Origin of the sequence: Zavarzinia compransoris (assembly GCF_003173055.1) — a bacterium.
Taxonomy (GTDB): domain Bacteria; phylum Pseudomonadota; class Alphaproteobacteria; order Zavarziniales; family Zavarziniaceae; genus Zavarzinia; species Zavarzinia compransoris.
The window spans coordinates 20,725-45,481 of record NZ_QGLF01000005.1; the positions used below are offsets into that span (position 1 = coordinate 20,725).

At 68.6% G+C, this 24,757-nt stretch carries 32 protein-coding genes; 21 read left to right on the forward strand and 11 right to left on the reverse strand.

From position 1 onward, the window contains the following. Positions 1 to 168 precede the first annotated feature (168 nt). From DKG75_RS16920 to dcd, 7 genes are read right to left on the reverse strand one after another with little or no spacing between them, the layout of a single operon-like run. Positions 169 to 639: an arsenate reductase ArsC gene (locus tag DKG75_RS16920; protein WP_279573897.1), complete on the reverse strand. Its 471-nt coding sequence runs from the start codon at positions 637 to 639 to the stop codon at positions 169 to 171. A 13-nt stretch (positions 640 to 652) separates the two neighbouring features. Continuing rightward, entirely contained in the window at positions 653 to 1,129 is a 477-nt protein-coding gene (locus DKG75_RS16925) for a UPF0262 family protein (protein ID WP_109922367.1), read from the reverse strand. A gap of 18 nt (positions 1,130 to 1,147) precedes the next feature. Next, positions 1,148 to 2,449 (reverse strand): histidinol dehydrogenase, encoded by a 1,302-nt coding sequence (hisD, locus tag DKG75_RS16930; RefSeq protein WP_109922368.1) that lies wholly within the window; start codon positions 2,447 to 2,449, stop codon positions 1,148 to 1,150. After that, positions 2,439 to 3,110: an ATP phosphoribosyltransferase gene (gene hisG, locus DKG75_RS16935; protein WP_109922369.1), complete on the reverse strand. Its 672-nt coding sequence runs from the start codon at positions 3,108 to 3,110 to the stop codon at positions 2,439 to 2,441. Before hisG ends, hisD begins: the two co-directional genes overlap by 11 nt. Continuing rightward, positions 3,110 to 3,547 carry a DUF2948 family protein gene (locus DKG75_RS16940; protein ID WP_109922370.1) on the reverse strand — a complete coding sequence of 146 codons (438 nt, stop codon included), beginning with the start codon at positions 3,545 to 3,547 and terminating at the stop codon, positions 3,110 to 3,112. The genes hisG and DKG75_RS16940 overlap by 1 nt, the downstream gene beginning before the upstream one ends. A 4-nt stretch (positions 3,548 to 3,551) precedes the next feature. After that, positions 3,552 to 4,817 carry a UDP-N-acetylglucosamine 1-carboxyvinyltransferase gene (murA, locus tag DKG75_RS16945; RefSeq protein ID WP_109922371.1) on the reverse strand — a complete coding sequence of 422 codons (1,266 nt, stop codon included), beginning with the start codon at positions 4,815 to 4,817 and terminating at the stop codon, positions 3,552 to 3,554. A 7-nt stretch (positions 4,818 to 4,824) separates the two neighbouring features. Beyond that, positions 4,825 to 5,379, reverse strand: coding sequence for a dCTP deaminase (gene dcd / locus DKG75_RS16950; RefSeq protein ID WP_109922372.1), 555 nt, complete (start codon positions 5,377 to 5,379; stop codon positions 4,825 to 4,827). 127 nt (positions 5,380 to 5,506) lie between these two features. Here dcd and pabB point away from each other — a divergent pair, with 127 nt between their 5' ends. The 8 genes from pabB to DKG75_RS16985 are packed head-to-tail and all read left to right on the forward strand — an operon-like array spanning position 5,507 to position 9,937. Then, on the forward strand, positions 5,507 to 6,853 hold the full coding sequence (pabB, locus tag DKG75_RS16955) for an aminodeoxychorismate synthase component I (RefSeq protein ID WP_109922373.1): 1,347 nt from the start codon (positions 5,507 to 5,509) through the stop codon (positions 6,851 to 6,853). Positions 6,854 to 6,896: 43 nt separating this feature from the next. Continuing rightward, positions 6,897 to 7,214: a type II toxin-antitoxin system PrlF family antitoxin gene (locus DKG75_RS16960; RefSeq protein ID WP_109922877.1), complete on the forward strand. Its 318-nt coding sequence runs from the start codon at positions 6,897 to 6,899 to the stop codon at positions 7,212 to 7,214. After that, positions 7,214 to 7,690, forward strand: coding sequence for a type II toxin-antitoxin system YhaV family toxin (locus DKG75_RS16965; protein ID WP_109922374.1), 477 nt, complete (start codon positions 7,214 to 7,216; stop codon positions 7,688 to 7,690). The genes DKG75_RS16960 and DKG75_RS16965 overlap by 1 nt, the downstream gene beginning before the upstream one ends. Then, positions 7,687 to 7,821, forward strand: coding sequence for a hypothetical protein (locus DKG75_RS23810; protein WP_279573898.1), 135 nt, complete (start codon positions 7,687 to 7,689; stop codon positions 7,819 to 7,821). Before DKG75_RS16965 ends, DKG75_RS23810 begins: the two co-directional genes overlap by 4 nt. 51 nt (positions 7,822 to 7,872) lie before the next feature. Continuing rightward, positions 7,873 to 8,145: a type II toxin-antitoxin system Phd/YefM family antitoxin gene (locus DKG75_RS16970; protein ID WP_109922375.1), complete on the forward strand. Its 273-nt coding sequence runs from the start codon at positions 7,873 to 7,875 to the stop codon at positions 8,143 to 8,145. Next, a complete protein-coding gene (locus DKG75_RS16975; RefSeq protein WP_109922376.1) occupies positions 8,145 to 8,558 on the forward strand; it encodes a putative toxin-antitoxin system toxin component, PIN family in 414 nt (137 codons plus the stop codon). The genes DKG75_RS16970 and DKG75_RS16975 overlap by 1 nt, the downstream gene beginning before the upstream one ends. 9 nt (positions 8,559 to 8,567) lie before the next feature. Next, positions 8,568 to 9,137, forward strand: a complete 570-nt coding sequence (locus tag DKG75_RS16980; RefSeq protein WP_109922377.1) for an anthranilate synthase component II — start codon at positions 8,568 to 8,570, stop codon at positions 9,135 to 9,137. Beyond that, positions 9,134 to 9,937 carry an aminotransferase class IV gene (locus DKG75_RS16985; RefSeq protein ID WP_109922378.1) on the forward strand — a complete coding sequence of 268 codons (804 nt, stop codon included), beginning with the start codon at positions 9,134 to 9,136 and terminating at the stop codon, positions 9,935 to 9,937. Before DKG75_RS16980 ends, DKG75_RS16985 begins: the two co-directional genes overlap by 4 nt. Before the next feature lie 2 nt (positions 9,938 to 9,939). Here DKG75_RS16985 and DKG75_RS16990 read toward each other — a convergent pair whose 3' ends face one another. The 3 genes from DKG75_RS16990 to DKG75_RS17000 all read right to left on the reverse strand — a co-directional run bounded on the left by DKG75_RS16990 (position 9,940) and on the right by DKG75_RS17000 (position 12,960). Beyond that, positions 9,940 to 10,392: a PaaI family thioesterase gene (locus tag DKG75_RS16990; protein WP_109922379.1), complete on the reverse strand. Its 453-nt coding sequence runs from the start codon at positions 10,390 to 10,392 to the stop codon at positions 9,940 to 9,942. Positions 10,393 to 10,483: 91 nt separating this feature from the next. After that, complete coding sequence (locus DKG75_RS16995) at positions 10,484 to 11,041, reverse strand: pentapeptide repeat-containing protein (protein WP_243746385.1); 558 nt, start codon at positions 11,039 to 11,041, stop codon at positions 10,484 to 10,486. Positions 11,042 to 11,094: 53 nt separating this feature from the next. Then, the gene (locus tag DKG75_RS17000) at positions 11,095 to 12,960 is read right to left on the reverse strand and encodes a methanol/ethanol family PQQ-dependent dehydrogenase (RefSeq protein ID WP_109922381.1); all 1,866 of its coding nucleotides are present in this window, start codon (positions 12,958 to 12,960) and stop codon (positions 11,095 to 11,097) included. A 208-nt stretch (positions 12,961 to 13,168) separates the two neighbouring features. On the opposite strand from DKG75_RS17000, the gene DKG75_RS17005 reads away from it, so the two are divergent. The 9 genes from DKG75_RS17005 (at position 13,169) to pqqE (ending at position 20,393) form a co-directional block, all read left to right on the forward strand. Next, positions 13,169 to 14,437, forward strand: coding sequence for an ATP-binding protein (locus tag DKG75_RS17005; RefSeq protein ID WP_166646250.1), 1,269 nt, complete (start codon positions 13,169 to 13,171; stop codon positions 14,435 to 14,437). Next, positions 14,415 to 15,053 (forward strand): response regulator, encoded by a 639-nt coding sequence (locus DKG75_RS17010; protein WP_243746386.1) that lies wholly within the window; start codon positions 14,415 to 14,417, stop codon positions 15,051 to 15,053. Before DKG75_RS17005 ends, DKG75_RS17010 begins: the two co-directional genes overlap by 23 nt. 148 nt (positions 15,054 to 15,201) lie before the next feature. After that, positions 15,202 to 16,722 carry an aldehyde dehydrogenase gene (gene adh / locus DKG75_RS17015; protein WP_109922383.1) on the forward strand — a complete coding sequence of 507 codons (1,521 nt, stop codon included), beginning with the start codon at positions 15,202 to 15,204 and terminating at the stop codon, positions 16,720 to 16,722. Between the two features lie 64 nt (positions 16,723 to 16,786). Beyond that, positions 16,787 to 17,185: a DUF779 domain-containing protein gene (locus tag DKG75_RS17020; RefSeq protein WP_109922384.1), complete on the forward strand. Its 399-nt coding sequence runs from the start codon at positions 16,787 to 16,789 to the stop codon at positions 17,183 to 17,185. A gap of 113 nt (positions 17,186 to 17,298) precedes the next feature. Further along, complete coding sequence (gene pqqA, locus DKG75_RS23870) at positions 17,299 to 17,379, forward strand: pyrroloquinoline quinone precursor peptide PqqA (RefSeq protein WP_109922385.1); 81 nt, start codon at positions 17,299 to 17,301, stop codon at positions 17,377 to 17,379. 38 nt (positions 17,380 to 17,417) lie between these two features. Beyond that, positions 17,418 to 18,314 (forward strand): pyrroloquinoline quinone biosynthesis protein PqqB, encoded by an 897-nt coding sequence (pqqB, locus tag DKG75_RS17030; protein WP_109922386.1) that lies wholly within the window; start codon positions 17,418 to 17,420, stop codon positions 18,312 to 18,314. Further along, positions 18,311 to 19,036, forward strand: coding sequence for a pyrroloquinoline-quinone synthase PqqC (gene pqqC, locus DKG75_RS17035; protein ID WP_109922387.1), 726 nt, complete (start codon positions 18,311 to 18,313; stop codon positions 19,034 to 19,036). Before pqqB ends, pqqC begins: the two co-directional genes overlap by 4 nt. Continuing rightward, entirely contained in the window at positions 19,033 to 19,311 is a 279-nt protein-coding gene (gene pqqD / locus DKG75_RS17040; RefSeq protein WP_208111866.1) for a pyrroloquinoline quinone biosynthesis peptide chaperone PqqD, read from the forward strand. Before pqqC ends, pqqD begins: the two co-directional genes overlap by 4 nt. Then, positions 19,308 to 20,393, forward strand: a complete 1,086-nt coding sequence (pqqE, locus tag DKG75_RS17045) for a pyrroloquinoline quinone biosynthesis protein PqqE (RefSeq protein ID WP_243746387.1) — start codon at positions 19,308 to 19,310, stop codon at positions 20,391 to 20,393. Before pqqD ends, pqqE begins: the two co-directional genes overlap by 4 nt. A gap of 119 nt (positions 20,394 to 20,512) precedes the next feature. Here pqqE and DKG75_RS17050 read toward each other — a convergent pair whose 3' ends face one another. Then, positions 20,513 to 21,484: a YVTN family beta-propeller repeat protein gene (locus tag DKG75_RS17050; RefSeq protein ID WP_109922881.1), complete on the reverse strand. Its 972-nt coding sequence runs from the start codon at positions 21,482 to 21,484 to the stop codon at positions 20,513 to 20,515. A 190-nt stretch (positions 21,485 to 21,674) separates the two neighbouring features. Between DKG75_RS17050 and pedF the strand changes: the two genes are divergently transcribed. From pedF to DKG75_RS17070, 4 genes are read left to right on the forward strand one after another with little or no spacing between them, the layout of a single operon-like run. Then, the gene (gene pedF / locus DKG75_RS17055) at positions 21,675 to 22,118 is read left to right on the forward strand and encodes a cytochrome c-550 PedF (protein WP_109922388.1); all 444 of its coding nucleotides are present in this window, start codon (positions 21,675 to 21,677) and stop codon (positions 22,116 to 22,118) included. A 1-nt stretch (position 22,119) separates the two neighbouring features. After that, positions 22,120 to 23,007, forward strand: a complete 888-nt coding sequence (locus DKG75_RS17060) for a substrate-binding periplasmic protein (protein WP_109922389.1) — start codon at positions 22,120 to 22,122, stop codon at positions 23,005 to 23,007. After that, the gene (locus DKG75_RS17065; protein WP_109922390.1) at positions 23,004 to 23,771 is read left to right on the forward strand and encodes a quinoprotein dehydrogenase-associated SoxYZ-like carrier; all 768 of its coding nucleotides are present in this window, start codon (positions 23,004 to 23,006) and stop codon (positions 23,769 to 23,771) included. Before DKG75_RS17060 ends, DKG75_RS17065 begins: the two co-directional genes overlap by 4 nt. Next, the gene (locus DKG75_RS17070) at positions 23,768 to 24,688 is read left to right on the forward strand and encodes a quinoprotein relay system zinc metallohydrolase 1 (RefSeq protein WP_109922391.1); all 921 of its coding nucleotides are present in this window, start codon (positions 23,768 to 23,770) and stop codon (positions 24,686 to 24,688) included. The genes DKG75_RS17065 and DKG75_RS17070 overlap by 4 nt, the downstream gene beginning before the upstream one ends. The last annotated feature ends 69 nt before the right edge of the window (positions 24,689 to 24,757 follow it).

Consider the following 24,757-nt stretch of genomic DNA (forward strand, 5'->3'; position numbering starts at 1 on the left):
CCACGGCGGAATTTCGGACGGGAACATGCGGCCGGAACGCCATATTTGCAAGCGTTCTGGCCGCAGGGCGGCGTTGTTTCGCGCGCATTCGATGAATTCGGCCGCCGCCCCCCGGTTCCCGGAAAAATCGCGGTATCCGGATCGGAAGCGGCATTTCGCCCCGGCGGATCAGACCGTCGGCGCCTTGATCACGCCGAAGCGGCCGCGGATCCGCTTCAGCAACTGGTCGCGCACGCCGCGGTAACTGTCCATCACCTGTTCCCGTGTGCCCTGGGCGAGGCTGGGGTCGAAGGTCGGCCAATATTCGACCTCGCAGGCCATGGTGCGGGTGAGGTCCACCGCCTTGTGCTGCGCCTCGGGCGAGAGCGAGACGATCAGGTCGAAGCTGGTGTCTTCCAACTGGTCGAAATCCTTCGGCCGGTATTTCGAGATATCGATGCCGAGTTCGTCGAGGGCGGCCACGGCGAAAGGATCGAGGTCGCCGGCGCGCACGCCCACCGCATCGGTGAAGATCACCCGGCCGTAGAAATGCCGCATCAGGCCCATCGCCATGGGCGAGCGGATGGCATTCTGCGTGCAGCAGAAGAGGACGGCCCCGGGAGGCGCCGTGTTTGAGGGGACAGTGCTGAAGCCGGTCACGGCAGGGACCCGCTCAACCCTTCATGAACAGCACGCAGATCAGCGTGAACAGGCGCCGGGCGGTATCGAAGTCGAGGTCGATCTTGCCCTTGAGGCGTTCCATCAGCAGTTCGGAACCCTGGTTGTGCAAGCCGCGGCGGCCCATGTCGATCGCCTCGATCTTCTGCGGCGTCGAGGTCTTGATGGCGCTGTAATAGCTCTCGCAGACGGCGAGATAGTCGCGGATCACGCTGCGGAAGGGCGACATGGCCAGAATGATCTTGCCGAGCGGCGTGGTGTCCGCGTTCCTGATGTCGAAGACGAGGCGGGCTTCGGCGACGGCGAGATGCAGGTGATAGGGGCCGTCGTGATCGCCGATCGGCGAGAAGTGATTCTCGTCCAGAAGGTCGAAGATGGCGACTTTTCGCTCGTGGTCGATATCCGGGCTGCGCCGGGCGATCGAGGCTTCGTCGAGGGTGACGCCGACGAGTTTCCGGGTCTCGATGCTCATGGCGGCGCCTCCCTCAAGTCAATTCGTGCTGCCGAGGCGGATCGCCACCGACAGGCCGTGCGCATCCAGCCCCTCGGCCCGGGCCAGGGTCACCGCTGCGGGCCCGATGGCGCGCAGCGCCTCGGCGTCGCAGCCGACCAGGGTCGTCCGCTTCAGGAAATCGAACACCGACAGGCCGGACGAGAAGCGCGCCGTGCGCGCGGTCGGCAGCACGTGGTTGGGCCCGGCGACATAATCGCCGATCGCCTCCGGCGTGTTGCGGCCGAGGAAGATGGCGCCGGCATGGCGGATGCGGTTGGCCATGGCGTCCGGATCGTCGAGGGCGAGTTCCAGGTGCTCGGGGGCGACCGCTTCGACCAGGGCGGGGGCTTCGTCCAGGCTGCGCAGGCGGATGACGGCGCCGTGCTCGTCCCAGCTTTTCCGCGCGGTGGCGGCCCGGGGCAGGCGTTCCAGGAGCTGCTCGATCGCGGCCAGCACGGCATCGGCGAAGGCGTTGTCGTCGGTCAGCAGGATCGATTGGGCGCTTTCGTCGTGCTCGGCCTGGGACAGGAGGTCGGCGGCGATCCAGGCCGGATCGTTGGCGCCGTCGGCGACCACCAGGATCTCGCTGGGCCCGGCGATCGAATCGATGCCGACCAGGCCGAAGACCTGGCGCTTGGCCGCCGCGACATAGGCATTGCCGGGGCCGACGATCTTGTCGACCGGGGCGATGGTGCCGGTGCCATGGGCCAGCGCCGCGACTGCCTGGGCGCCGCCGATGCGGAGAATATCGGTGACGCCGGCCCGTTTCGCCGCCGCCATCACGGCCGGGTTCAGCGTGCCCCCGGGGGTCGGCACGACCATGACGATACGGGGCACACCCGCCACCTTGGCCGGCAGGGCATTCATCAGCACCGACGACGGATAGGCCGCGGTCCCGCCCGGGACATAGAGGCCGGCGGCCGAGACCGAAGTCCAGCGGAGCCCCAGGCGGACGCCGGCGGCATCGGTGTAATGGTCGTCCATCGGCATCTGGCGGGCGTGGAAACTCTCGATCCGCGTCGCCGCGAGGTCGATCGCCGCCAGCAGGTCCGGGCCGACGCCGGCGACCGCCGCCTCGATCTCGTCGGCGGTGATGCGGAGCTGTTCCGGCCGTTCCAGGCCCAGGCGGTCGAAGCGGTTGGTATAGTCGATGACGGCGGCATCGCCGCGCTGCTTCACGTCGGCGATGATGCGGGCGACGGCGGCATCGACGTCTTCCGACATCTCGCGCTTGGCGTTCAGCAGGTCGCGGAAGCGGGCGGCGAAATCGGGCGCGGAGGAGGAAAGGTCAAGCGGCACTGAGGGCTCCCCGGAAGGCATCGATCCAGCCGCCGATTTCCTCGACGCGGGTCTTGAAGGCAGCGCGGTTGACGACGAGGCGGGACGAGATCTCGGCGATCTTCTCGACCTCGACCAGCCCGTTGGCGCGCAGCGTGTCGCCGGTCGAGACCAGGTCGACGATGCGCCGGCACAGGCCCAGCGTCGGCGCCAGTTCCATGGCGCCGTTCAGCTTGATGCATTCCGCCTGCACCCCGCGGGCGGCGAAATGGCGCCGGGTGATATGGGGGTATTTGGTCGCGACGCGGACGTGGCTCCAGCGGGTCGGGTCGTCCTTGCCGGCAAGATCGGCCGGTTCCGCCACCGACAGGCGGCAATGGCCGATGTCTAGGTCGAGGGGCGAATAAAGCTCGGGATAGTCGAATTCCATCAGCACGTCGTTGCCGGCGACGCCCAGATGGGCGGCGCCGAAGGCGACGAACGTGGCGACGTCGAAGGCCCGGACCCGGATCAGCGAGACGTTGGGATGCGCGGTCCGGAACTTCAGGGCGCGGGATTTCTCATTGTCGAAATCCGCTTCCGGCGTCAGGCCGACCTTGTCCAGCAGGGGCCGCAATTCCTTCAGGATGCGGCCCTTGGGCAGGGCGAGGACGAGCCCCTCGTTGGGCGATTTGGTCACCATCAGGCGGATTCCCCGTCAACGTCATGGCGTGGCGCCCGCTTGGTGGGCCAGGGCTCGCTCAGGTCCTTCAGGCCGCCCTCCACCGCCTCCGCCTCCAGGCGGAGATGGGCGTCGCCGGCAAAGACCAGGTCGATCGTCACGCCGTTCTCATGCTCCCTGGCGTCGACCGCCAGAAGTTCCAATACCTGTTCGACCGCGGTGCGGTCGATGCCTTTCGCCCGCACCGTGCGGACCGTGTCGAAGTGGAGGCCGCAGCGCCGGCGGAACGCCTTGCCCTCCGCCTCCCAGCAGAAGCGGTTGGCGACCAGGGCGAAACGCTTCATGCGGCCGAGATAGACGAGGTCGGCGGTCTTCACCACCGCATCCTGCACCAGGGCGGAGACGATGCCGAGATCGTCCGCATCGGCAAAGCCGAGGTTCAGGGGTTCCCCGCTCATCGCCTCACTCGGGCACGCGCTGGATGCGGGCGCCGACCGCGCCCAGCTTCTCCTCGACCCGCTCGTAGCCGCGGTCGAGGTGATAGATGCGGTTGACCACCGTCTCGCCCTCGGCGGCGAGGCCGGCGAGGACGAGGCTGATCGAGGCGCGGAGATCGGTCGCCATCACCGGCGCGCCCTTGAGGCGGGGCACGCCGCGCACCAGGGCGGAAGCGCCGTGCACCGTGACATTGGCGCCCATGCGCGCCAGTTCCGGCACATGCATGAAACGGTTCTCGAAAATCGTCTCGGTGATCATGGCGGCGCCGTCGGCGGTCGCCATCAGCACCATCATCTGCGCCTGCAGGTCGGTCGGGAAGCCCGGATAGGGCTGGGTCATGACATCGACGCCGGCGACGCGATGGCCGTTCCGCTTCACCGCCATGCCGCGCTCGGTCGGCGTCACCTCCACCCCGCAGCGGTTGAGGACGTCGATGACGTCTTCCAGCGTGTCGGGCCGGGCGCCCACCAGTTCGACCCGGCCGCCGGCGACGCCGACCGCCATGGCATAGGTCCCGGTCTCGATCCGGTCGGGCAGGATCGAATAGCGCGCCCCGTGCAGGGCCGGCTGGCCGCGGACGATCAGGCGCTCGGTGCCGATGCCGGCGATATCGGCGCCCATGGCTTCCAGGCAGCGGGCGAGGTCGGTGATTTCCGGCTCGCGCGCCGCATTGTCGAGGACGGTCTCGCCCTCGGCCAGGGTCGCCGCCATCAGCAGGTTCTCGGTCGCGCCGACCGAGACGAAGGGGAAGCGGATGGTGGTGCCCTTGAGGCCCTTGGGCGCCGTCGCATGGACATAGCCGTCGGCCAGTTCGATCCGGGCGCCCATGGCCTCCAGGCCCTTAAGGTGCAGGTCGACCGGGCGGGTGCCGATGGCGCAGCCGCCGGGCAGCGAGACCTTGGCCTCGCCCATGCGCGCGACCAGCGGGCCGAGCACGAGGACGCTCGCCCGCATCTTGCGGACGAGGTCGTAGGGCGCGGTCGTGTTGGTGATCCGTTCCGCCGTGATCTCGACATGGCGGGGGCCGCGGGCGAGGGCCGCGCCGTGCTGCTCGACGAGGCCGAGCATGAAGCCGACGTCCGCCAGTTCCGGCAGATTGTCCAGGATCAGGGTGCCCGGGGTCAGCAGGCCGGCGGCGACCAGGGGCAGGGCCGCGTTCTTGGCGCCCGAGATCGGAATTTCGCCGTGAAGTTCGCCGCCGCCGCGGATGACGATACGCTGAAGTGCCATTTGATGCTCAAAGCCTCGGCAGGGTGACGCCGGTCTGGCGCATGTATTTGCCCGCGCGGTCGCCATAGGAGACTTCGCAGGGCTGGTCCCCGCGCAGGAACAGGAACTGGCAGGCGCCCTCGTTCGCATAGATCTTCGCGGGCAGCGGGGTGGTGTTGGAAAACTCCAGGGTGACGTGGCCTTCCCATTCGGGTTCCAGCGGCGTCACGTTCACGATGATGCCGCAGCGGGCATAGGTGCTCTTGCCGAGGCAGATCACGAGAACGTCGCGCGGGATGCGGAAATATTCGACCGTCCGGGCGAGCGCGAAGGAATTGGGCGGGATGACGCAGACGTCGGTCTTGCGGTCGACGAAGCTGTTGCTGGAGAAATTCTTCGGGTCGACCACGGCGCTGTCGACATTGGTGAAGATCTTGAATTCGTCCGCCACCCGCGCGTCATAGCCGTAGGACGACAGGCCGTAGGAAATCACCCCGTCGCGCCGCTGCCCCTCGACGAAGGGCTCGACCATCTTGTGCTCCTGGGCGAGCTTGCGGATCGCGATGTCGGACAGAATGGCCATTGTGGTCTTTCGCAGGCGTCGGGCGGGTTTTCAGACCGCTTTCTAGTGCCTTTTCCGGCGTTTTGAAACCGTCGAGAACGTGGGGCTGCATTGTTGCTTCGGGCCCGGCGGGTTGCGACAAGGGGGGATGGCGATCCATCCCCTCGGCCCCCTCGATTCGATGCATGCCGCCTGCCGGCTGGCGGGCCTGCCCGGCTTCGCCTTTCTCGACAGCGCGCAGCGCCATCCGGCCCAGGGCCGCCACAGCTATCTGACCGGCGATCCCGCGGGTTGGTTCGAGGTCCGCGACGGTATCGCCCATTGGCGTGGCGAGATCATGGCGGGGACGGATGCGCTGTCGTCGCTGCGCCGCCTGCTCGCCCGGGGCCGGGGGGCCGGGGCGGGCTTCGCGCCTTTCGGGGGCGGTGCCGTCGGCTTCATCGCCTATGAGGCCGGGCGCCTGTTCGAGAAACAGCCGGAAACCGGCCCCCGGCCGGTGCCGGACATGGTCTTCGGCCTCTACGACTGGCTGATCGCCGTCGATCATGCCCGGGGCGAGGCGGTGCTCGCCACCGGCCTCCTGCCCGATGGCCCGGGGGGTCGGGCGGATCAGGTCCGCGACCTTCTGGCCGGCCCCGCCGCCTTCGGCCCCGCGCCCCGCCTGTCGTGGCGGGCGGAGGTCGAGGCCGGCGTCTTCCGGGCCAGGGTCGCCCGGGTGATCGCGGCGATCCTGGCCGGCGACCTGTTCCAGGCCAATATCGCCCAGGGTTTCGCGGCCGACTGGCCGGCGGGGGCGGATCCCTTCGCCCTCTATGCCGCGCTCCGTGCCGCCAATCCGGGGGATTTCGCGGCTTTTCTCGATTTTCCGGGGCTGGCCGTCGCCTCCTCCTCGCCGGAACGCTTCGTGAAGGTCGCGGGCGGGCAGGTCGAGGCGCGGCCGATCAAGGGCACCATCGCCCGGGCCCGGGGGGCCGCCGAAGATGCCGCCCAGGCCCGGGCGCTGGCCGCCTCGGTCAAGGACCGGGCGGAAAACGTCATGATCGTCGACCTGCTGCGCAACGACCTGTCCCGGGTCTGCCGGCCCCATTCGGTGGCCGTGCCCGAGCTTTGCGCGATCGAAAGCTATGCCGGCCTTCATCACATGGTCTCGACCGTGACCGGCACCCTGGCGCCGGGGCGGGACGCCCTGGACCTGATCGCCGCCGCCTTCCCCGGCGGCTCCATCACCGGCGCCCCCAAGCCCGAGGCCATGCGCCTGATCGCCGAACTGGAAGGCCGGCCGCGCGGCCTCTATTGCGGTTCGATCGGCTGGCTCGGCTTCGACGGCGCGGCCGACCTCAATATCGCCATCCGCACCCTGACGGTGCAGAACGGCACCGCCCGCTTCCAGACCGGCGGCGGCATCACCGCCCTGTCCGATCCCGCCCGCGAATATGAGGAAACCCTGCTGAAGGCATCGCGCATTTTCGCGGCGAGCGGGGGCTTGTCGATGTAAGGATTTTTCCTTACCTTGTGTCGATATGATGGAGGCGATGGCGATGGCGGGCATTCACGAGACGGCGACGCTGACCTCGAAAGGGCAGATTACCCTGCCGAAATCCATTCGGCAGGCCCTGGGGGTCGAGACCGGGGGCAAGGTGGCCTTTGTCCTGCGCCAGGGAGAAGTGGTCGTCAGTCGGGTCGATGCCGAGCATGCCGATCCGGCGGTCGATGCCTTTCTGGGCCTGATCGAAGCCGATCTCCGGGCCGGCCGGCATGTCCAAGCGCTGCCTGAAGACCTTGCGGCGAGCCTGCTCGCCGAAGCCGGCCGCCCGGTCGATCTCGATGACGTGATCGAAGGGGCTGTCGATCTCTGATGCAGCGCCACGGCTGGACCTTGCTGTTTCATGATGCGGTGGTCGAGCAGTTGCGCAGGCTGGAGGCGGCGGCGCGACGAGCGGCGGCAGCCGATCCGGCCGCGGCGGACGGCAATGCCAATGTCAAATTGCTCCGGGCCCTCAGCCACCTGATCCTCGATGTCGTGCCCGCCGATCCGGGGCGCGATGAATTCCGGCAGGGAAACACTCTGGGCCCCACCCATCGGCACTGGCGCCGCGCCAAGATCGGCCGGCGCTTCCGCTTGTTCTTTCGCTATGATTCCAGGGCGAAGGTCATCGTCTACGCCTGGGTGAACGATGCCGACACCTTGCGCTCCGCCGGTGGCCGGTCCGATCCCTATGCGGTCTTCGAGAGAATGCTGGCTCGCGGCAACCCGCCGGACGATTGGGCGGCACTGCTGAAGGCGAGCCGTGCCGGATGGTCGGCGACGGGTACGGGCGATCCTGCGCCATGACCATCCTGATCGCCGCCGCTTTTCCCGGCGGCGGCATCACCACCCTGTCCGATCCCGCCTGCGAATATGAGGAAACCCTGCTGAAGGCATCGCCCATTTTCGCGGCGAGCGGCCTTGCCCCCGGGCTCTGATTTCTGCCATGATCATATCGATCGTATCGATCGATATGGGGTGACAATGCCATGATCACCGAAGTCAATGCCGTGACCTTCCGCCAGAACCTGGGCGAAATGCTCAACCAGGTGCAATACCGGAACGACAGCATCGTGATCAGCAAGGACGGCAAGCCGGTGGCGGCCCTGGTCGATGCCGAACTCTTCGCCCGCATCCGCCGCATGCGCGACCGTTTCGACGATCTGACCGGCCGCATCGCCGCCGCCTATGCCGAGGTGCCGGCGGCGGAGGGGCTGGCGGAAATCGATGCCCTGGTGGCAGAAAGCCGTCGGCGGCCCTGATGCCGGCCTTGCGGGTCGTGTTCGATACCAATGTGCTGGTGTCGGGCCTTGCCTATCCCGGCAGCGTGCCGGGGCGTATCGTCGGGGCCTGGCGCCAGGGGGGTATCGACGTGGTTCTGTCGCGCTATATCCTGGACGAGGTGGCGCGGGTCCTGCCGCGTCTCGCCCGGGCGCCGCTGGGACCGGAAGACATCCGCGACCTGATCGACAGCTTCGTGTTCCTTGCGGATATCGTCGAGCCCGCGGCGGTGGCGGATGCCGACCTGCGGGATCGCGCCGATCTGCCCATTCTCGGCACGCTGGCGGCGGCCGGCGCTCACTATCTGGTCACCGGCGACAAGGATCTGCTGGCACTGTCGGCACGCTATCCCATCGTCACGCCGGCGGCCTTCTGGGCCCGGCACGGTGGCTGAGCCGGGACCATGACCATCCTGATCGTCGACAATTACGACAGTTTCGTCTTCAACATCGCCCGCTATTTCGAGGAATTGGGCGCTCCTACCCGCGTCGTCCGCAACGATGCGCTGAGCGTCGCCGGGGTGGAGGCGCTGGGCCCCCGGGCGATCGTCATCTCGCCCGGGCCTTTGGCGCCGGACCGGGCGGGGGTCTCGCTCGACCTCGTCGCGCGGTTTTCGGGGGTCGTGCCCATTCTCGGGGTCTGTCTCGGCCATCAGGCGATCGGGCAGGCGTTCGGCGGCGCCGTGGTCCGGGCCCGCCGGCCGCTGCACGGCCAGGGAACACCGATCGATCACGACGGCACCGGGCTGTTCGCCGGCCTGCCCCGGCCGCTTTTCGTCGGGCGCTATCATTCCCTGGTGGTGGAACTGGCGGGGGATACGCCGCTCGCCGTCACCGCCCGCTCGGCGGAGGGGGAGATCATGGCACTTGCCCATCGCCGGCACCCGACCTTCGGCGTGCAGTTCCACCCCGAATCCGTGCTGACCGAGGGCGGCCACGCCCTGCTGCGCAATTTCCTGGCGGTGGCGGCATGATCTGGTTCGACGGCAGCCTGCGGCCGGGCCCCGCGATCGACCTCGATGCCGGGGACCGCGGCCTGCTGCTGGGCGATGGCGTGTTCGAGACCATCGGCATCTTCAACCGCCGGCCCTTCGCCCTCGATGCCCATGTCGAATCCCTGGCCGCGGCCGGTGCCGTGCTCGGCTTTGCCGTGCCGCGCGATCAGGTGCTGGCCGCCGTCGATGCCCTGCTTGGCACCATGGCCGGCGACCACGGCGCGCTGCGGGTGACCGTCAGCCGGGGGGCCGGGCCCCGGGGCCTGCTGCCCCCGGCCGAGGCCCGGCCCCGGGTGCTGGCCAGCCTCGCGCCCTGGTCGCCGGCCGTCGCCTTCCAGCCCGTCACGCTGGCGACGGTCGCCTTGCGGCGGAACGAAACCTCGCCCCTGTCGCGGCTGAAGACCCTGGCCTATCTCGATCCGGTGCTGGCCCTGACGGAAGCGCGGGCGCGGGGCGCCGACGATGCCCTGATGCTGAACACCAGGGGGCGGGTCGCCGGCAGCAGCATGGCCAATCTCTTCGCCCTGGTCGGCGGCCAGCTGGTCACCCCCCCGGTGACGGACGGCGTTCGCCCCGGCATCATGCGCGCCCTGGCGATCGAGGAATTCGGCGCGGTGGAGCGCAGCCTGGATCCCGCCGACCTGGCGGGCGCGCCCCTGTTCCTCACCAACAGCCTGCGCCTGCTGCTGCCGGTGACGGCACTGGATGGAGATGCCCGGCCGCCGCTGCCGGCGACCTATGCCGCCCGCTTCCGCCTGCGGTGCGGCCTGCCCGGTTGAGATCAGGCGACGAAGGGCACGGCGCGCAGCACCGCCATCACCACGCCGCAGGGGCCGCGGCCGGCCGGGCTCTCGGCCTCGATCCGCACCTCGACCACGACCATGGCGGGGCTGGTGCTCACCGCCCGGGCCAGGGCGAACAGGCGGCTGCCGGTGGCGATCCGCTGGTTGTTCAGCTTCAGTTCGACGGTCGCGGCGATCCGCCCCTCAGGCAGGACCGAGGTGGCGCAGAGGATCGCCGCCTGTTCGGCCAGCCCGGCGATGGCGCCGCCGTGAAAGTAATTGTTGAGGTAGCGAAGGTCGGGCCGGCTGCGCACTGCCAGCGTCACCGCCCCCGGCTCTGCCGCCACGGTCTCGACGCCATGGGCGAGCGCGAAGCCCGGCATCGCCGACAGTCTGGCGATGATCTCCTGCGCCTGTTCCGGTGTGCGGCGGTCCGCCGGCTGCTGATCCATGACATGTTCCCCGGTAGTTGGGGCGGATCTTAAGCCGGCGGCTTGGGTTTGTCGCCGTCCGGCCTGTGATGCCGGTCACGGATCGGGCGGGTCAGCGGGCCTGCCAGTCGGTCGGGCAGGCGGTGCAGGCGGCCATGACCGTGTTGAGGAACAGGGCATAGCGAATGAAGGCGCCGCTGAGGTCGGCGCCTTCGAGCGTCGATTCCGAGAGCTTGGCTTCCTGGAGGTTGGTATTGACCAGGATGGCGCCCTTGAAGCTGGCCTTGGTCGCCCAGGCCATTTCGAGACTGGCCCCGGTCAGGTCGGCGCCGGAAAAATCCGAGCCGCTCATCCGGGCGAAATCGAAATTGGCGCCGCGCGCCTTGACCCCGGCGAATTTCGCCCCTTGCAGGAAGGCGCGCTCCAGCACCGCGCCGTCGAGAATGGCGCCGGAGAGATCGGCGCCGCGAAGGTCGACGTCGCGCAGCACGGCATGGGCCAGATTGGCCCCCGTCAGGTCGATCCCCGACAGGTCCCGCCCCTTCAGCACCCGGTGCCGCAGATCGACCCCGGCACAGGCTGCCCGGGGCCCGACGGCGCAGGGAAATTCCTCGTCGCTACCCGTATCACCGGCCGCGGCCGGCGCCGAAAAGGCGAAGAGGAGGGCCACGAGGGCCCCCCTCAGCAACGGGCGGCGGGATGATGGAGGAACCGCCCGCGGGCTCATTTGCTCGCGACCTTTTCGGCCAGACGGAACACCCAGAACGAGCCGCCCTGGCTGACGGTCGAGGTCAGGTCGGCCATGTCGCCGCCCCACAGCGGCACCGCGCCGCCGTAACCCGAGGCGATGCCGATATACTGCACGCCGTCGTCTTCCCAGGTGATCGGGCTGGCCACGATGCCGGAGCCGGTCTGGAACGACCAGACTTCCTTGCCGGTCTTCGCGTCGAACGCCTTGAAGTAGCCGTCGCCGGTACCGGTGAAGACGAGCCCGCCCTTGGTGGTGAGCACGCCCGCCCACAGCGGCAGCCGTTCCTTGTGTTCCCAGGCGATCTTGCCGGTCGAGGGGTCCATGGCGCGGAGCACGCCGACATGGTCGTCGTACATCTTGCGGATGCGGAAGCCCATGCCGAGATAGGCGGCGCCGGCGTTATAGACCGGATGCTCGGCCCAATAGTCTTCCTTCCAGTGGTTGGCCGGAATGTAGAACAGGCCGGTATCCTCGCTGTAGGCCATCGGATTCCAGTTCTTGCCGCCGAGGAAGGGCGGCGAGACCTCGACCGAGGCGCCCTTTTCCTCGCCTTCTTTCGGTGCGGGCGGGCGCTGGCCCTCGACCTCGATCGGGCGGCCGGTCTTCAGGTCGATGCCCTTGGCCCAGGTGATATTGTCGACGAAGGGGAAGGCGGCGAGCAGCGAGGTCGGCTTGTTGATCTCGGGGCTCTTCTCCGCCAGCTTCACCCGGTCGGTGACATAGAAGAAGCCGTTGCGGTCGGCATGGGCCGCGGCGGGCTGGGTCTTGCCGGTCTGCGGGTTCTTCCAGTCGAACAGGACGATCTCGTTGTTACCCGAGAAATCCCAGGCGTCGTTCGGCGTGTGCTGGTAGAAACCCTTCAGCTCGCCGGTGGCCGGGTCGACATAGGCCTGGCCCGAGGTGAACAGGCTGTCGCCCGGCCAGCGCGCCCAGCCGTTCCAGGGCGCGGGGTTGCCGGCGCCGATCACGATGGTGTTGGTCTTCGGGTCGAAGGTCGCCGACTGCCAGGGGGCGCCGCCGCCGTGGTTCCAGGCTTCGACCAGGGTGCCGTCGGGCTTGCGCGGCCAGCTCGGCGCGTCCGGGTTGCCGGTCGGCGTGCTCGGCTTGCCGTTCAGGCGGCCGATGTGGCCCTCGACCAGCGGGCGCATCCAGATTTCCTCGCCCGTGTCGACGTCGCGGGCGAACAACTGGCCGACGACGCCGAACTCGTCGCCCGAGGAACCGTGCACCAGCATCACCCGGCCGGTGGTCTGGTCCTTCACGATGGTCGGGGCGCCGGTCATGGTGTAACCGACCTTGTGGTCGCCGAACTTCTTCTTCCACACCACCTTGCCGGTCGCACGGTCGAGGGCGACGATCGACGCGTCGAGCGTGCCGAAGAAGATCTTGTCGCCATAGATGGCGGCGCCGCGGTTGACCACGTCGCAGCACGGGCGGATGTCGTCCGGCAGGCGGTGGCTATAGGTCCACAGGCGCTTGCCGGTGCGGGCGTCCAGGGCGAAGATGCGCGAATAGGAGGCGGTGACATAGATCACGCCGTCGCGCACGATCGCCTGGGTTTCCTGGCCGCGCTGCTTCTCGTCGCCGAAGGAGAACGACCAGGCGGGGACCAGGCGGGTCACCGTCTCACCGTTCACCTGGTCGAGCGGGCTGTAACGCTTGGCTTCCAGGCCCATGCCGTAGGCGAGCACGTCCTGCGTCGTCTTGGCGTCATTGGCGATATCGTCCCAGGTGACGTCTTTCGCCTGCGCCTGCGCGGCGCCGAAGGCGATCGCCAGCGCCAGCGCGGCGGCGCTGATCCCCTGCGCTGTTTTCAACAATTGGTCCACCTTCCCCATGTTCGTCTCCCGTTCGGTGTTTTGGGCGTTACGCGGGGCTCATTGGCCACCAACGGCATGCGTCATACAATCGCACTTTGGGTGCAGGATTTTGATGCACGGGACAGGGGAAAAAATCCCATGGTGGATGGGGATGAATGCCTTATCCGGAAGTGCAATTGTCCCCGCTCGCGCTCGCGCGCGATGCTGGCGGCGGGAGGATGGGACCATGTCGATCAGGCTGCGCATCGTCGCGGTTTTCGGCGCCTTTGCGCTGGCCGCCGTGCTTGTCGTGCTCGGCCTCATGGTGGCCAATGCGCGGCAGGCGGTGCGCGAGGAAATGGCGGCGAGCCTCGATCTCGTCGCCGCGCTGGTCGAGCCGGCGCTGTCCTCCCCGCGCGACGGGGCGGCCCTGGCCGGGGCCTTCCGCTCGATCAACGAGCGCGCCCGCCATATCGACATCATTCTCGACGGCGCGCTGGCCGCCCGTCATGCCCCGCCCGAGGCCGAAGTGCCGCCGTGGTTCGTGGCGCTGGTCGGCGTCGGCCCCATCGAGCGGCGCCTGGCCATGGCCGACGACCGGACCCTGATACTGCGCGCCGATCCGGCCGACGAGGTGGCGGAAGTCTGGGCCGATGTCGCCACTCTCGGCCTCGCCGGCCTCGTCCTGCTGCCGCTCTGCCTTGTGGGGTTCAGCCTCGCGGTCTCGCGGGCGACGCGGCCGGTGTCCCGGTTGGTCGAGGAACTGGGGGCGCTGGCCGCGGGCGATTTCGACCGCCCGGCGCCCGACTGCACGGTCGCCGAACTGGCGCCGCTCTGCGAGGGGATCGAGCGCCTGCGCCGCGCGCTGCACGACAAGACGGTGGAAAACCTCGATCTCGCCGCCGTCCTCGTCCGCGCCCAGGACGAGGAGCGGCAGGCGCTCGCCCGTGACATTCACGATCACATCGGCCCCCTGCTGTTCGGCCTGAAGATCGATCTGGCCGGCGCCCCGGCGGAAACCCTGGCCCTGGTCGAGGACATGCAGCTCTGGCACCGGCAGATCATCGACCGCCTGCACCCGCCGAGCTTCGACCATGTGCCCCTGTCGCGCATCCTGGCCGACCGCATCGCCCGCTGGCGCCGCCTGAAGCCCGAGGTCGGTTTCACCTTCGAGTCCGCCCCGGGGCTGGACGAGCTCGACGGCGTCGCCGCCCGCACCCTTTACCTGGTGATCCAGGAAGGCATCATGAATGCGCTCCGCCACGGCGGGGCCGGGCAGATCGCCGTCCGCCTGGAATTCTCGCCCGGCCTTGTCGTCGCCATCGACGACGACGGCCGCGGCATCCGGCCCGACGACGCGCCGGGGGTGGGGCTGGCCGCCATGCGCCACCGCCTGCGGGCGCTTGGCGGCGGCCTTGCCGTCGGCCCCCTGGCGGCGGGCGGCACCCGGCTGACCGCCCGCCTGCCTGTTTCCCGAAAGAAGGACAGCGACGATGACGCGCGTGCTGCTGGTTGACGATCACGCGGTGGTCCGCTCGGGCTGCCGCCGCATTCTCGAACCCTTCCCCGACCTGGAGGTGGCGGAGGCGGCGGACGGCCCGACCGCGCTGGCGGCGCTGGCCGCGGCGCCGGCGGATGTCGTCGTGCTCGACCTGTCCATGCCGGGCATGGGCGGGCTCGAGGTCCTGCGCCGGCTGCGCGCGGCCGACGATCCGGCCCGCGTGCTGATCTTCTCGATGCACGACGATCCGCTGCTCGCCGCCTCGGGCCTGCAGGCCGGTGCCTCCGGCTATGTAACCAAGGGCGATGCGCCGGGCGAACTGGCCGCCGCCATCCGCCGCATCGCCGACGGCGGCACCTATCTCTCGCGCGAGGTGGCGCAGGGCATGGCGATGGCCCGCACCCTGGACGAGCCGGCCGACCGCATGACCCCGCGCGAGCGCGAGATCGCGGCCCTTCTCGTCGAGGGCCACATGCTGGCCGATATCGCCGCCGCCCTGTCCATCAGCTACAAGACCGTGGCCAATACATTGGTGCGGCTGCGCGGCAAATTGGGCGCGCGCAGCAATGCCGGCCTGGTCCGCCGCCTGATGGAGCGGGGCCCGCGACTGAACCGGCCGGAACAGGAGTGAATTGCCGCGGCGCCGCGTTGAATTGGTGCGATGCGGCACGACCCATCCGGCCGGCCCTAGTACCATAGTGCTATTCTGGCTGCGGCCTGTTTCGGCTAACCGTTGAGCCAGCGGCCCCTATCAGAAACGACGGCCCAGGGAGCGAACCATGATCCACCAGACCCTCGAAGAAATCTCGAAATCCATCGCGTTCCGCTCGCGCTACGACAATTTCATCGGGGGCAAGTGGGTTGCCCCGGTGCGCGGCCAGTATTTCGACAATATCACCCCGATCACCGGCCTGCCGGTCGCCCAGATCGCCCGCTCGACCGCCGAGGATATCGAACTCGCGCTCGACGCCGCCCATGCCGCCCGGGAAGCCTGGGGCAAGACCTCGCCGGCCGAACGCGCCCGCCTGCTGAACAAGATCGCCGACCGCATGGAAGAGAAGCTGGACCTTCTCGCCACGGTCGAGACCATCGACAACGGCAAGCCGATCCGCGAGACCAAGGCCGCGGACCTGCCGCTCGCCATCGACCATTTCCGCTATTTCGCCGCCTGCGTCCGCGCCCAGGAAGGCACGGTCGCGGAAATCGATCACGACACCCAGGCCTATCACTTCCACGAGCCGCTCGGCGTCGTCGGCCAGATCATTCCCTGGAACTTCCCGCTCCTGATGGCCTGCTGGAAGCTGGCGCCCGCGCTTGCCGCCGGCAACTGCGTGGTGCTGAAGCCGGCCGAGCAGACCCCGCTCTCGATCATGGTCTGGGCGGAACTGATCGGCGACATCCTGCCCCCGGGCGTGCTCAACGTCGTCAACGGCTTCGGCGTCGAGGCCGGCAAGCCGCTGGCCTCGAACAAGCGCATCGCCAAGATCGCCTTCACCGGTGAGACCACCACCGGCCGGCTGATCATGCAGTATGCCTCGGAAAACCTGATCCCGGTGACCCTGGAACTGGGCGGCAAGTCGCCGAACATCTTCTTCCAGGACGTCGCCGCCGAGGACGACGATTATTTCGACAAGGCGATCGAAGGCTTCGTGCTCTTCGCCCTCAACCAGGGTGAAGTCTGCACCTGCCCCAGCCGCGCCCTGGTGCACGAGAAGATCTACGACAAGTTCATGGAACGCGCGCTCGCCCGCGTCGCCGCCATCCGGCAGGGCAACCCGCTCGACGGCTCGACCATGATCGGCGCCCAGGCCTCGAACGACCAGCTCGAGAAGATCCTCTCCTACATCGACATCGGCAAGGCCGAAGGCGCCGAGCTGCTGATCGGCGGCGAGCGCAACGTGCTGCCGGGCGAACTGTCCAGCGGCTACTACGTGAAGCCGACGGTGTTCCGCGGCACCAACAAGATGCGCATCTTCCAGGAAGAGATCTTCGGCCCGGTGGTTTCGGTCACCACCTTCAAGGACGACGCGGAAGCGCTCTCCATCGCCAACGACACGCTCTACGGTCTCGGCGCCGGCGTCTGGACCCGCGACGGCAACCGCGCCTATCGCTTCGGCCGCGCCATCCAGGCGGGCCGCGTCTGGACCAACTGCTATCACCTCTACCCGGCCCATGCGGCCTTCGGCGGTTACAAGCAGTCGGGCATCGGCCGCGAAACCCACAAGATGATGCTCGATCACTACCAGCAGACCAAGAACCTGCTGGTCAGCTACAGCCCGAAGGCGCTGGGCTTCTTCTGATCGGAACAGCAGGGACCGGCGGCTGCGGCCGCCGGTTCCGTTTCTTGACCGGAAAGGGACCATCATGGTGGCAAGGGTCGAGGTGACGGAAGCCGCCGTCAAGGTGATCGAGCGTCTGAAGGCCCTGCACGGGCCTTTGCTGTTTCATCAATCCGGGGGCTGCTGCGACGGCAGTGCGCCCATGTGCTACCCCCGGGGCGAATTCAAGGTCGGGGCCCGGGACATCCATCTCGGCGTGATCGCCGACACGCCCTTCTTCATCGGGGCGGCCCAGTTCGAATATTGGTCGCATACCCAGCTGATCATCGACGTCGTGCCCGGGCGCGGCTCCGGCTTCTCGCTGGAGGCGCCGGAAGGTGTCCGCTTCCTGACCCGCAGCCGGGTTTTCACCGACGACGAGGCCGCAGGCCTGCCGGCGCCGGTCCCGGGCGACGTCTGGGCCCAGGGTGCCGCAGCGGCATAGAAAAAGCGCTTTTTTCCCGGCTCGTCCTAAAGGACAATCCCCGCCGGGCCGCTTCACGGCTATCGTTCGGTGTCGTGAGGCGACAGAACCCGCATCGAAAAGGGAGAACAATCATGAAGAAGTGGTCCAAGCCCAAGATTTCCGAAGTTCGCGTCGGCATGGAAATCAACTGCTACGCCTGCGCCGAGCGCTGATCGGGCGCCGCCGCCGGCTGTAACGTGTCGAGATCATCATGCATATCCTGCTCCTCGGCACGGCGGCCGGCGGCGGTTTCCCCCAGTGGAACTGCCGGGTTCCCAATTCCCTGAAGGCCTGGCAGGGCCAGGCGGGGGCGCCCGCGCGCACCCAGACCTCGATCGCGGTCTCCGCCGACCGCAAGTCCTGGACCCTGATCAACGCCTCCCCCGACCTCCGCGCCCAGATCCTGGCCAATCCGCCGCTCTGGCCGGCCGAGGGGCTGCGCCATTCCCCGATCGCGGACGTCCTCCTGACCGGGGGCGAGATCGATTTCATCACCGGCCTGCTGACCATGCGCGAAGGCCATCGCTTCACCCTGCACGGCACGGCGGAGACGCTGGACACCCTGGCGGCCAACCCGATCTTCGGCGCCCTGCCGGACGAGCGGGTGCCGCGTAACCCGATCGCTCTCGATGTGCCGTTCCGGGTGGCGGGCGGCGTTACCGTCACCGCCTTCGACGTCGCGGGCAAGATCCCGCTCTATCTCGAGGGCCGGGGCAGCCTGGCGGGCAGGCGCGGCACCACCATCGGCCTCGAGATCACCGACGGGGCGAAGCGCGTGCTGTTCGTGCCCGGCTGTGCCGCGATCGACGAGGCGCTGCGGGCGCGCATCGACGGCTGCGACCTGCTGCTGTTCGACGGCACGGTGTGGCGGGACGACGAATTGATCCGGCTCGGCGTCTCGCCGAAGACCGGGCAGCGCATGGGCCATGTCGCCATGTCCGGGCCGGACGGCGCGATCGCGCGCCTCGCCGGCCTGGCGATCGGGCGGCGCGTCTTCATCCATATCAATACGACCAACCCGACGCTGGTCGCCGGCACGCAGGAGCGGGCCGAGGCGGAAGCCGCAGGGTGGCACATCCCGCAAGACGGGGAGGATATCGAACCATGAACGCGCTGATGACGCCCGATGAACTGGAAGCGGCGCTGCGCGCGGTCGGCGCCGCCCGCTATCACGACAAGCACCCGTTCCATGTCCTGCTCCACGGCGGCAAGCTGACCGTCGACCAGGTGCGGGCCTGGGCTCTCAACCGTTACTATTACCAAAGCCGGATCCCACTGAAGGATGCGGCCCTGCTGGCGCGGCTGGAAGACCCGGCGCTGCGCCGGGCGTGGCGCCAGCGCATCGTCGATCACGACGGCGAGCACGAGGGCGACGGCGGCATCGAGCGCTGGCTGCGCCTGACCGATGCCCTGGGGTTCGGGCGCGACGAGGTTGCGGCCGGCCGCGGCGTGCTGCCGGCGACCCGCTTCGCCGTCGATGCCTATGTCCGCTTCGTCGCCGAAAAGCCGCTGCTCGAGGCGATCGCCTCCTCGCTCACGGAAATGTTCGCGCCGGGCATCATCGCCAACCGGGTGGCGGGCATGCTGGCCAATTACGATTTCGTCTCGAAGGAGGCGCTGGCTTATTTCGACAAGCGCCTGACCCAGGCGCCGCGCGATGCCGATTTCGCCCTCGATTATGTCAAGCGGAACGCCCGCCGTCCCGACCAGCAGCAGGCGGTGATCGCGGCGCTGACCTTCAAATGCGACGTGCTCTGGGCCCAGCTCGACGCGCTCTATCTCGCCTATGTCGCGCCCGGCCTGCCGGCGCCGGGGGCCTGGACGCCATGAGCGGGGCGCCGCCGGCGGGCTATATGCCGCGTCTCGCCCCCGGGGCCCGCCTCGCCTATGACGGGCGGCGCGGGCAGTGGCTGATCCAGGCGCCGGAACGTTTCGTGCTGCTGGACGAGATCGCCCATGCCGTGGTCTCCCGCCTCGACGGGCGGACCAGGCTGGCCCAGGTCATCGACGGCCTGGCCGGCGACTATGGCGCGCCCCGGGCCGAGGTCGCGGCCGATGTCACCACCCTGATCACCGATCTGGTCGAGCGCGGGGTGGTGCGGTGAGGGAAGGGCCGCTGGCCCTGCTGGCCGAGATCACCCACCGCTGTCCGCTGCAATGCCCCTATTGCTCCAACCCGGTCGAACTGGCCCGGACGGCGGCGGAGATGGGCACCGGCGAATGGCTGCGCCTGATCGACGAGGCGGCCAGCCTCGGCATCCTGCAGATCCATTTCTCGGGCGGGGAGCCGATGGCGCGCAGCGACCTGCCCCGTCTCGTCCGCCATGCCCGGGCTGCCGGCCTTTATACCAATCTGATCACTTCCGGCGTCCTCCTGGACCGCGAGCGGCTGGAGGCGCTGACGGAGGCCGGGATCGACCATGTGCAGATCTCGATCCAGGACACCGATCCCGCCAATGCGGACAAGATCAGCGCCTATCCGAACGGGCTGGTGAAGAAACGCGCGGCCGCCCTCCTGGTCCATGAGGCGGGGCTGGCGCTGACCATCAATGCGGTCGTCCACCGCCAGAATCTCGACCGGCTGCACGAGATGATCGCCTTCGCCGAAGCCGTCGGGGCCGAGCGGATCGAGGTCGCCCATGTGCAATATTACGGCTGGGCGCTGAAGAACCGCGACTATCTGATGCCGACCATCGACCAGCTGGAAGCGGCGACCGCCCTGGTCGAGGCCGAGCGCCGGCGCCTGGGCGGGCGGCTGGTGATCGACTACGTCATTCCCGATTACTATGCCCGCCGGCCCAAGGCCTGCATGGGTGGCTGGGGCCGGCGCTTCATCAATGTCTCGCCCACCGGCAATGTCCTGCCCTGCCATGCGGCGGAAACGATCCCCAACCTGACCTTCGCCAACCTCCGCGAGCGCAGCCTGGCCGAAATCTGGGAAAACGACCCGGCCTTCGCCGCTTTCCGCGGCACGGACTGGATGCCCGCCGCCTGCCGGGCCTGCGACCGGCGCGAGATCGACTGGGGCGGCTGCCGCTGCCAGGCCCTGGCGCTGACCGGCGATGCCGCCGCCATGGACCCGGCCTGCGACCGTTCCGACCTGCACGGCAGCCTGTTCGCCCTGGCGCAAAAGGCGGCGGGCGGCGAGCCGGTGATCCGCGCCTATCGCCGCATCGGCGTGAAGTAACGAAAAAAGACCCCTTTCCTTGTCGGAAAGGGGTCAGTCGATAGGGCCTGCGGCATCAACGTGGGAATGAAGCCGCGGGAACCAGCCGGGTCACGACCTTGCTACGGGCAGCGGCAAGATCAGGGCACGACCACGGCACCCCATGGGGCCCGACCCACGGGGATGGATTTCACGACTTCCAGCGCCTTGACGTCGATCACCGAAACGTCGTTGGAAACGCCATTGGTCGTGTAGAGACGGCTTTCGTCGCCATTGAGGGCAAGGTGCCAGACCCGCCGCCCGACCAGGAGGTAACGCTCGACTTCCAGCGTCTTCGCGTTGATCACGGCGACATGGTTGGCGGGGCCGAGGGCGGCGAAGGCGGTGGCGCCGTCGCGGGTCAGCTTCACGCCCACGGGCTGGATCTGGTCGCCCGGAATGCCCTTGATCTCGAAGCCCAGGGTCTTCTTCACCTGGCGGGTGGCGACGTCGATCACCGTGATGGTGCCGCCGATTTCCGACGAGACCCAAAGCTCGCGGCCGTCCGCGCTGAATTCCGCATGGCGCGGGCGCTGGCCGACCGGGGTATTGTCGATCAGTTTCTGGGCGGCGGTGTCGATCCAATGGACCATGTTGGTGGTCTCGGAGGTATTGACCGCCCATTTGCCGTCGGGGCTGACGGCCATGCCTTCCGGCTCGACGCCGACCTCGATCTGGGCGACCACGCGCTTGCTCTCGACGTCGACCACGGTGGCGATATTGTCGTCCTCGTTCGAGATGTAGAGATGCCTGTCGTCCGGATGCAGGGCGAATTGCTCGGGATCGTCCCCGGACGGCAATTCGCCGATGATCTTGCCGGTGGCGAGGTCCAGGACCTGCACCGTGTCGTCGTCGCTGGCGCAGATATAGAGACGGGTGAACTTGCTGTCGGCCAGGATGCCGCGCGGGCGCTTGCCGACCTTGATCGTGCCCGTCACCGTCAGGGTGGTGCCGTCGATCACGCTGATCGTATTGTCGCGCTCGTTCGAGATATAGATGGTTTCAGCCCGTGCCGTCGCGGCGAGTGCCGCAAGGGCGAAGGCGGGCAGCAGAAGCCCGTGGCGTGCCCGCATGGCGCGCATCCCCCTGTTGTTGTTCTGGCCCGACAATAGGCAGGGGAATTCATCCCGGCCATCGCACTTTAGAACGAGGGCGGCCGGCGCCGGCGTCACGCCGCGGTTCACAATCGATCCAAAGTACAATGGTGCCTGTCCTCCTCCCGATCATAGTTTCCGCTAACTGGCTTCTGGGAGGAATGGTGCCATGGCCGACGATCGGCGTTTTGTCCGCAACCTTGTCATCTCCGGGATTCTGGCGCTCGGGGCGGCCATCGGGGTCGGTCATGCCGCCTATGGCCATGGCGATGTCGTGCCCCAGCCGGTCGATACCGCCGGCCTCGAACAACTGGGCGAGACCTGGCGCGAAGCCAACCCCTATACCGGCAACAAGCGCGCGATCGAAATCGGCGCCTCCGGTTACAACCAGAACTGCGCCCGCTGCCATGGGCTCGAGGCGAAGTCGGGCGGCATCGCGCCGGACCTGCGCCTGCTCGATCTCGGGCCGGACGGCGATGCCTGGTATCTGGAACGGGTGCGCCACGGCGCGGTGCGCGACGGCAAGGTCTATATGCCGCCCTTCGAGGGCGTGTTGAGCCAGGAAGCGCTCTGGGCCATCCGCGCCTATATCGAATCGGTGCACGAGAACTGAGATGGCGGCCCCGCGCATGTGGCCGCGGCGGGCGCTTCTCCAGGCGGCGGGCGGCCTTGCGCTCGCCGCCCTCGGCGCCGGCGCGACCCGGGCCGAGCAGCCGCCGGTCGGCACGCTGAACTATGATTCGATCCGCGCCCGGGGCATCCTGCGCATTCCCTATTACGAGGATTTCGCCCCCTATTCGGCGACCACGCCGGACGGCCCCAAGGGCATCGACATCGCGATCGGCCGCGAGGTCGCGCAACGCATCGGGTTGCAGGCCGAATTCTTCCCCCTGGTCGCGGGGGAAAAGATCGACGACGACCTGAGGAACGGGATCTGGCGCGGCAATGTGGTCGACCGCACGGTCGGCGACCTCATGTTCCATATTCCCTACGACAAGCAGATCCAGATCAACAACGATCTCACCGTCCTCTTCGGCCCCTATTTCGAGGAAGGCTTTGCGATCGCCACCGATCCCGAGCGCATGCCCGGCGGCTTCGATCCGGACCAGGACGCCGACAAAAGGATCGGCGTCGAGGTCGACACCATGCCGGACTTCTTCCTGGCCAGCGGCAACGGCGGCAAGCTGCGCGCGGCGACCGTGCATTTCCCCCGCCCGGTCGAGGCGGTGGCGGCGCTCGGCCGGGGCGAGGTGGATGCGGTGATCATCCAGGCGGCCCAGCTCGAAGCCTTCGCGCCCGCGCTGGCGCCGAAGGCGGTGGTGCGGCCGTTCCTGATGGGCGGCATGTTCCGCTCGCGCTGGACCGTCGGCTGTGCCATCCGCGAAACCTGCCGGCCCCTCGTCTACGAAGTGGGCGATGCGCTGGCCGCCATGCAGGCGGACGGCACTATGCAGCGCCTGTTCACCGAGGCCGGCGTCACCTATTGGGCACCGCAGCGATGATCACGCGGCGTCTCCTGCTCGGCGCCGGCGCCGCCCTTTCCCTTGGGCCGCGCGCCCGCGCCGCCGAGCCGGCGGATCCGCTGCAATCGATTTCCTGGGCCGAGATGCGGGAGCAATTCCTGGGCGGCGGCCCGGTCGTCTTCGACGACGGCGTCGCCCTCTCGGCGCCGTCGTCGGCGGAGGATGCGCTGCAGGTGCCCTTCCTGGCCGACGCCGGCAAGCTGGGGCCCGTAACCCGATTGGTGGCTTTCGCCGACCTCAACCCCATTCCCCTGATCCTGGACTATCGGCCGGGCGCGCTCGCCCCCCTGATCGCCGCGCGCTTCAAGATCCAGCAGGCGACGCCGCTGCGGGTCGCGGCGCTGGATGCCCGCGGCCTCTGGCATGTCGCCGGGCAATGGGTCGATGCCATGGGCGGCGGCTGCACCGCGCCGGCGCTGGCCCATGGCACCGACGATTGGACCGCGCATCTCGGCGAATCGGAAGCGCGGGTCTTCGCGCGCGACGGGCGGCGGCGGTTGCGCGTTTCCTTCCGCCACCCGATGGATACCGGCCTGGCCGCCGGCATTCCCGCCTTCTTCATCGAGCGGGTGACGGTGGAAAAGCCGGACGGCAGCCTGCTCGGCGCGCTCGAGACCTTCGAGCCGGTTTCGGAAAACCCCCTGCTCACCGTCGAACTGCCGGCAGCGCTGGCCCTGCCGGCGGTGGTGATCCGGGCGCGGGACAATAACGGCAATGTCTTCCGCCGGCCGGTGACGCTGTGATCCGGGGCATCGCCTTCGTCCTCGTCCTGCTCTGGTCCGGGCTGGCGCAGGCGTTCGACTATGGCTTGAAAGCGGTCGAGGTCGCGCCCGAGACCTATGTCGTCATCGGGGCGATGGAGCATTTCAGCCGGCAGAACGGCGGCAATATCGTCAATACCGGCTTCATCGTCACCGCGGCCGGCGTCGTCGTCATCGATACCGGCCCCTCGCTGCTCTACGGCCGGCAATTGCGCGCCCTGATCGGCGGCATCACCGATGCGCCGGTGGTCCTGGCGGTGAACACCCATGCCCATCCGGACCATTATCTCGGCAACGGCGCCTTCGACGGCGTGCCCATCGCGGCGCTGGCCGGCACGCGGCAGGCGATCGCGGAAGCGCCGCCGGCCCTGCTCGACGGTATCTACCGGCTGGTCGGCGATGCCATGGCGGGCACCCAATCGGTGCCGCCGGGCGAGACCTTGGCCCCGGGCCTCCGCGAGGTCGGCGGCCACCGGCTGGAGTTCCTGGCCCTGGGCGGCCATACCGGCGCCGACCTTGCCGTGTTCGACCGCAGCACCGGCGTGCTCTTCGCCGGCGATCTCGCCTTTCTCGATCGCACGCCGACCACGCCCCAGGCCGATCTCGACCATTGGCTGGCGGCGCTCGAGACCTTGCGCGCCCTGAAGCCGGCGCTGGTGGTCCCGGGGCATGGTCCGCCGGCGCCGCCGCCCGCCGCCTTCGACCAGACCGCGGACTATCTCCGCTGGCTGCGCCGGGTGCTGGCCGAGGCCGCCGCGCAAGGGCTGGACGCGGCCGAGGTCATGGCCCTGCCGCTGCCGCCGGCAGTGGCGGCGCTGGCGGTGGCGCCGGCCGAATTCGCGCGCAGCGTCATCCATCTCTATCCCGCCTTCGAGCGGGCAATGCTGTCGGCGAAGTAATGCCTTGCGTGTCGTACTATTGGGCAATAGTCGGGATATTTTCCCATGCCTCATGATGCAGCGGCCTAC

Coding starts and splice junctions, on each gene's coding strand:
- DKG75_RS16965 (WP_109922374.1), top strand. CDS start 7,214: ATGCAGCGCCACGGCTGGACCTTGCTGTTTCATGATGCGGTGGTCGAG.
- DKG75_RS17020 (WP_109922384.1), top strand. CDS start 16,787: ATGGTGGCAAGGGTCGAGGTGACGGAAGCCGCCGTCAAGGTGATCGAG.
- DKG75_RS23810 (WP_279573898.1), top strand. CDS start 7,687: ATGACCATCCTGATCGCCGCCGCTTTTCCCGGCGGCGGCATCACCACC.
- DKG75_RS16985 (WP_109922378.1), top strand. CDS start 9,134: ATGATCTGGTTCGACGGCAGCCTGCGGCCGGGCCCCGCGATCGACCTC.
- DKG75_RS17010 (WP_243746386.1), top strand. CDS start 14,415: ATGACGCGCGTGCTGCTGGTTGACGATCACGCGGTGGTCCGCTCGGGC.
- pabB (WP_109922373.1), top strand. CDS start 5,507: ATGGCGATCCATCCCCTCGGCCCCCTCGATTCGATGCATGCCGCCTGC.
- DKG75_RS16960 (WP_109922877.1), top strand. CDS start 6,897: ATGGCGGGCATTCACGAGACGGCGACGCTGACCTCGAAAGGGCAGATT.
- DKG75_RS16925 (WP_109922367.1), bottom strand. CDS start 1,129: ATGAGCATCGAGACCCGGAAACTCGTCGGCGTCACCCTCGACGAAGCC.
- adh (WP_109922383.1), top strand. CDS start 15,202: ATGATCCACCAGACCCTCGAAGAAATCTCGAAATCCATCGCGTTCCGC.
- dcd (WP_109922372.1), bottom strand. CDS start 5,379: ATGGCCATTCTGTCCGACATCGCGATCCGCAAGCTCGCCCAGGAGCAC.
- pqqD (WP_208111866.1), top strand. CDS start 19,033: ATGAGCGGGGCGCCGCCGGCGGGCTATATGCCGCGTCTCGCCCCCGGG.
- DKG75_RS17060 (WP_109922389.1), top strand. CDS start 22,120: ATGGCGGCCCCGCGCATGTGGCCGCGGCGGGCGCTTCTCCAGGCGGCG.
- murA (WP_109922371.1), bottom strand. CDS start 4,817: ATGGCACTTCAGCGTATCGTCATCCGCGGCGGCGGCGAACTTCACGGC.
- DKG75_RS16980 (WP_109922377.1), top strand. CDS start 8,568: ATGACCATCCTGATCGTCGACAATTACGACAGTTTCGTCTTCAACATC.
- pqqA (WP_109922385.1), top strand. CDS start 17,299: ATGAAGAAGTGGTCCAAGCCCAAGATTTCCGAAGTTCGCGTCGGCATG.
- hisG (WP_109922369.1), bottom strand. CDS start 3,110: ATGGTGACCAAATCGCCCAACGAGGGGCTCGTCCTCGCCCTGCCCAAG.
- DKG75_RS16940 (WP_109922370.1), bottom strand. CDS start 3,547: ATGAGCGGGGAACCCCTGAACCTCGGCTTTGCCGATGCGGACGATCTC.
- DKG75_RS16975 (WP_109922376.1), top strand. CDS start 8,145: ATGCCGGCCTTGCGGGTCGTGTTCGATACCAATGTGCTGGTGTCGGGC.
- DKG75_RS16990 (WP_109922379.1), bottom strand. CDS start 10,392: ATGGATCAGCAGCCGGCGGACCGCCGCACACCGGAACAGGCGCAGGAG.
- DKG75_RS17050 (WP_109922881.1), bottom strand. CDS start 21,484: ATGCGGGCACGCCACGGGCTTCTGCTGCCCGCCTTCGCCCTTGCGGCA.
- pedF (WP_109922388.1), top strand. CDS start 21,675: ATGGCCGACGATCGGCGTTTTGTCCGCAACCTTGTCATCTCCGGGATT.
- DKG75_RS17005 (WP_166646250.1), top strand. CDS start 13,169: ATGTCGATCAGGCTGCGCATCGTCGCGGTTTTCGGCGCCTTTGCGCTG.
- pqqB (WP_109922386.1), top strand. CDS start 17,418: ATGCATATCCTGCTCCTCGGCACGGCGGCCGGCGGCGGTTTCCCCCAG.
- pqqC (WP_109922387.1), top strand. CDS start 18,311: ATGAACGCGCTGATGACGCCCGATGAACTGGAAGCGGCGCTGCGCGCG.
- DKG75_RS17000 (WP_109922381.1), bottom strand. CDS start 12,960: ATGGGGAAGGTGGACCAATTGTTGAAAACAGCGCAGGGGATCAGCGCC.
- DKG75_RS17065 (WP_109922390.1), top strand. CDS start 23,004: ATGATCACGCGGCGTCTCCTGCTCGGCGCCGGCGCCGCCCTTTCCCTT.
- DKG75_RS16970 (WP_109922375.1), top strand. CDS start 7,873: ATGATCACCGAAGTCAATGCCGTGACCTTCCGCCAGAACCTGGGCGAA.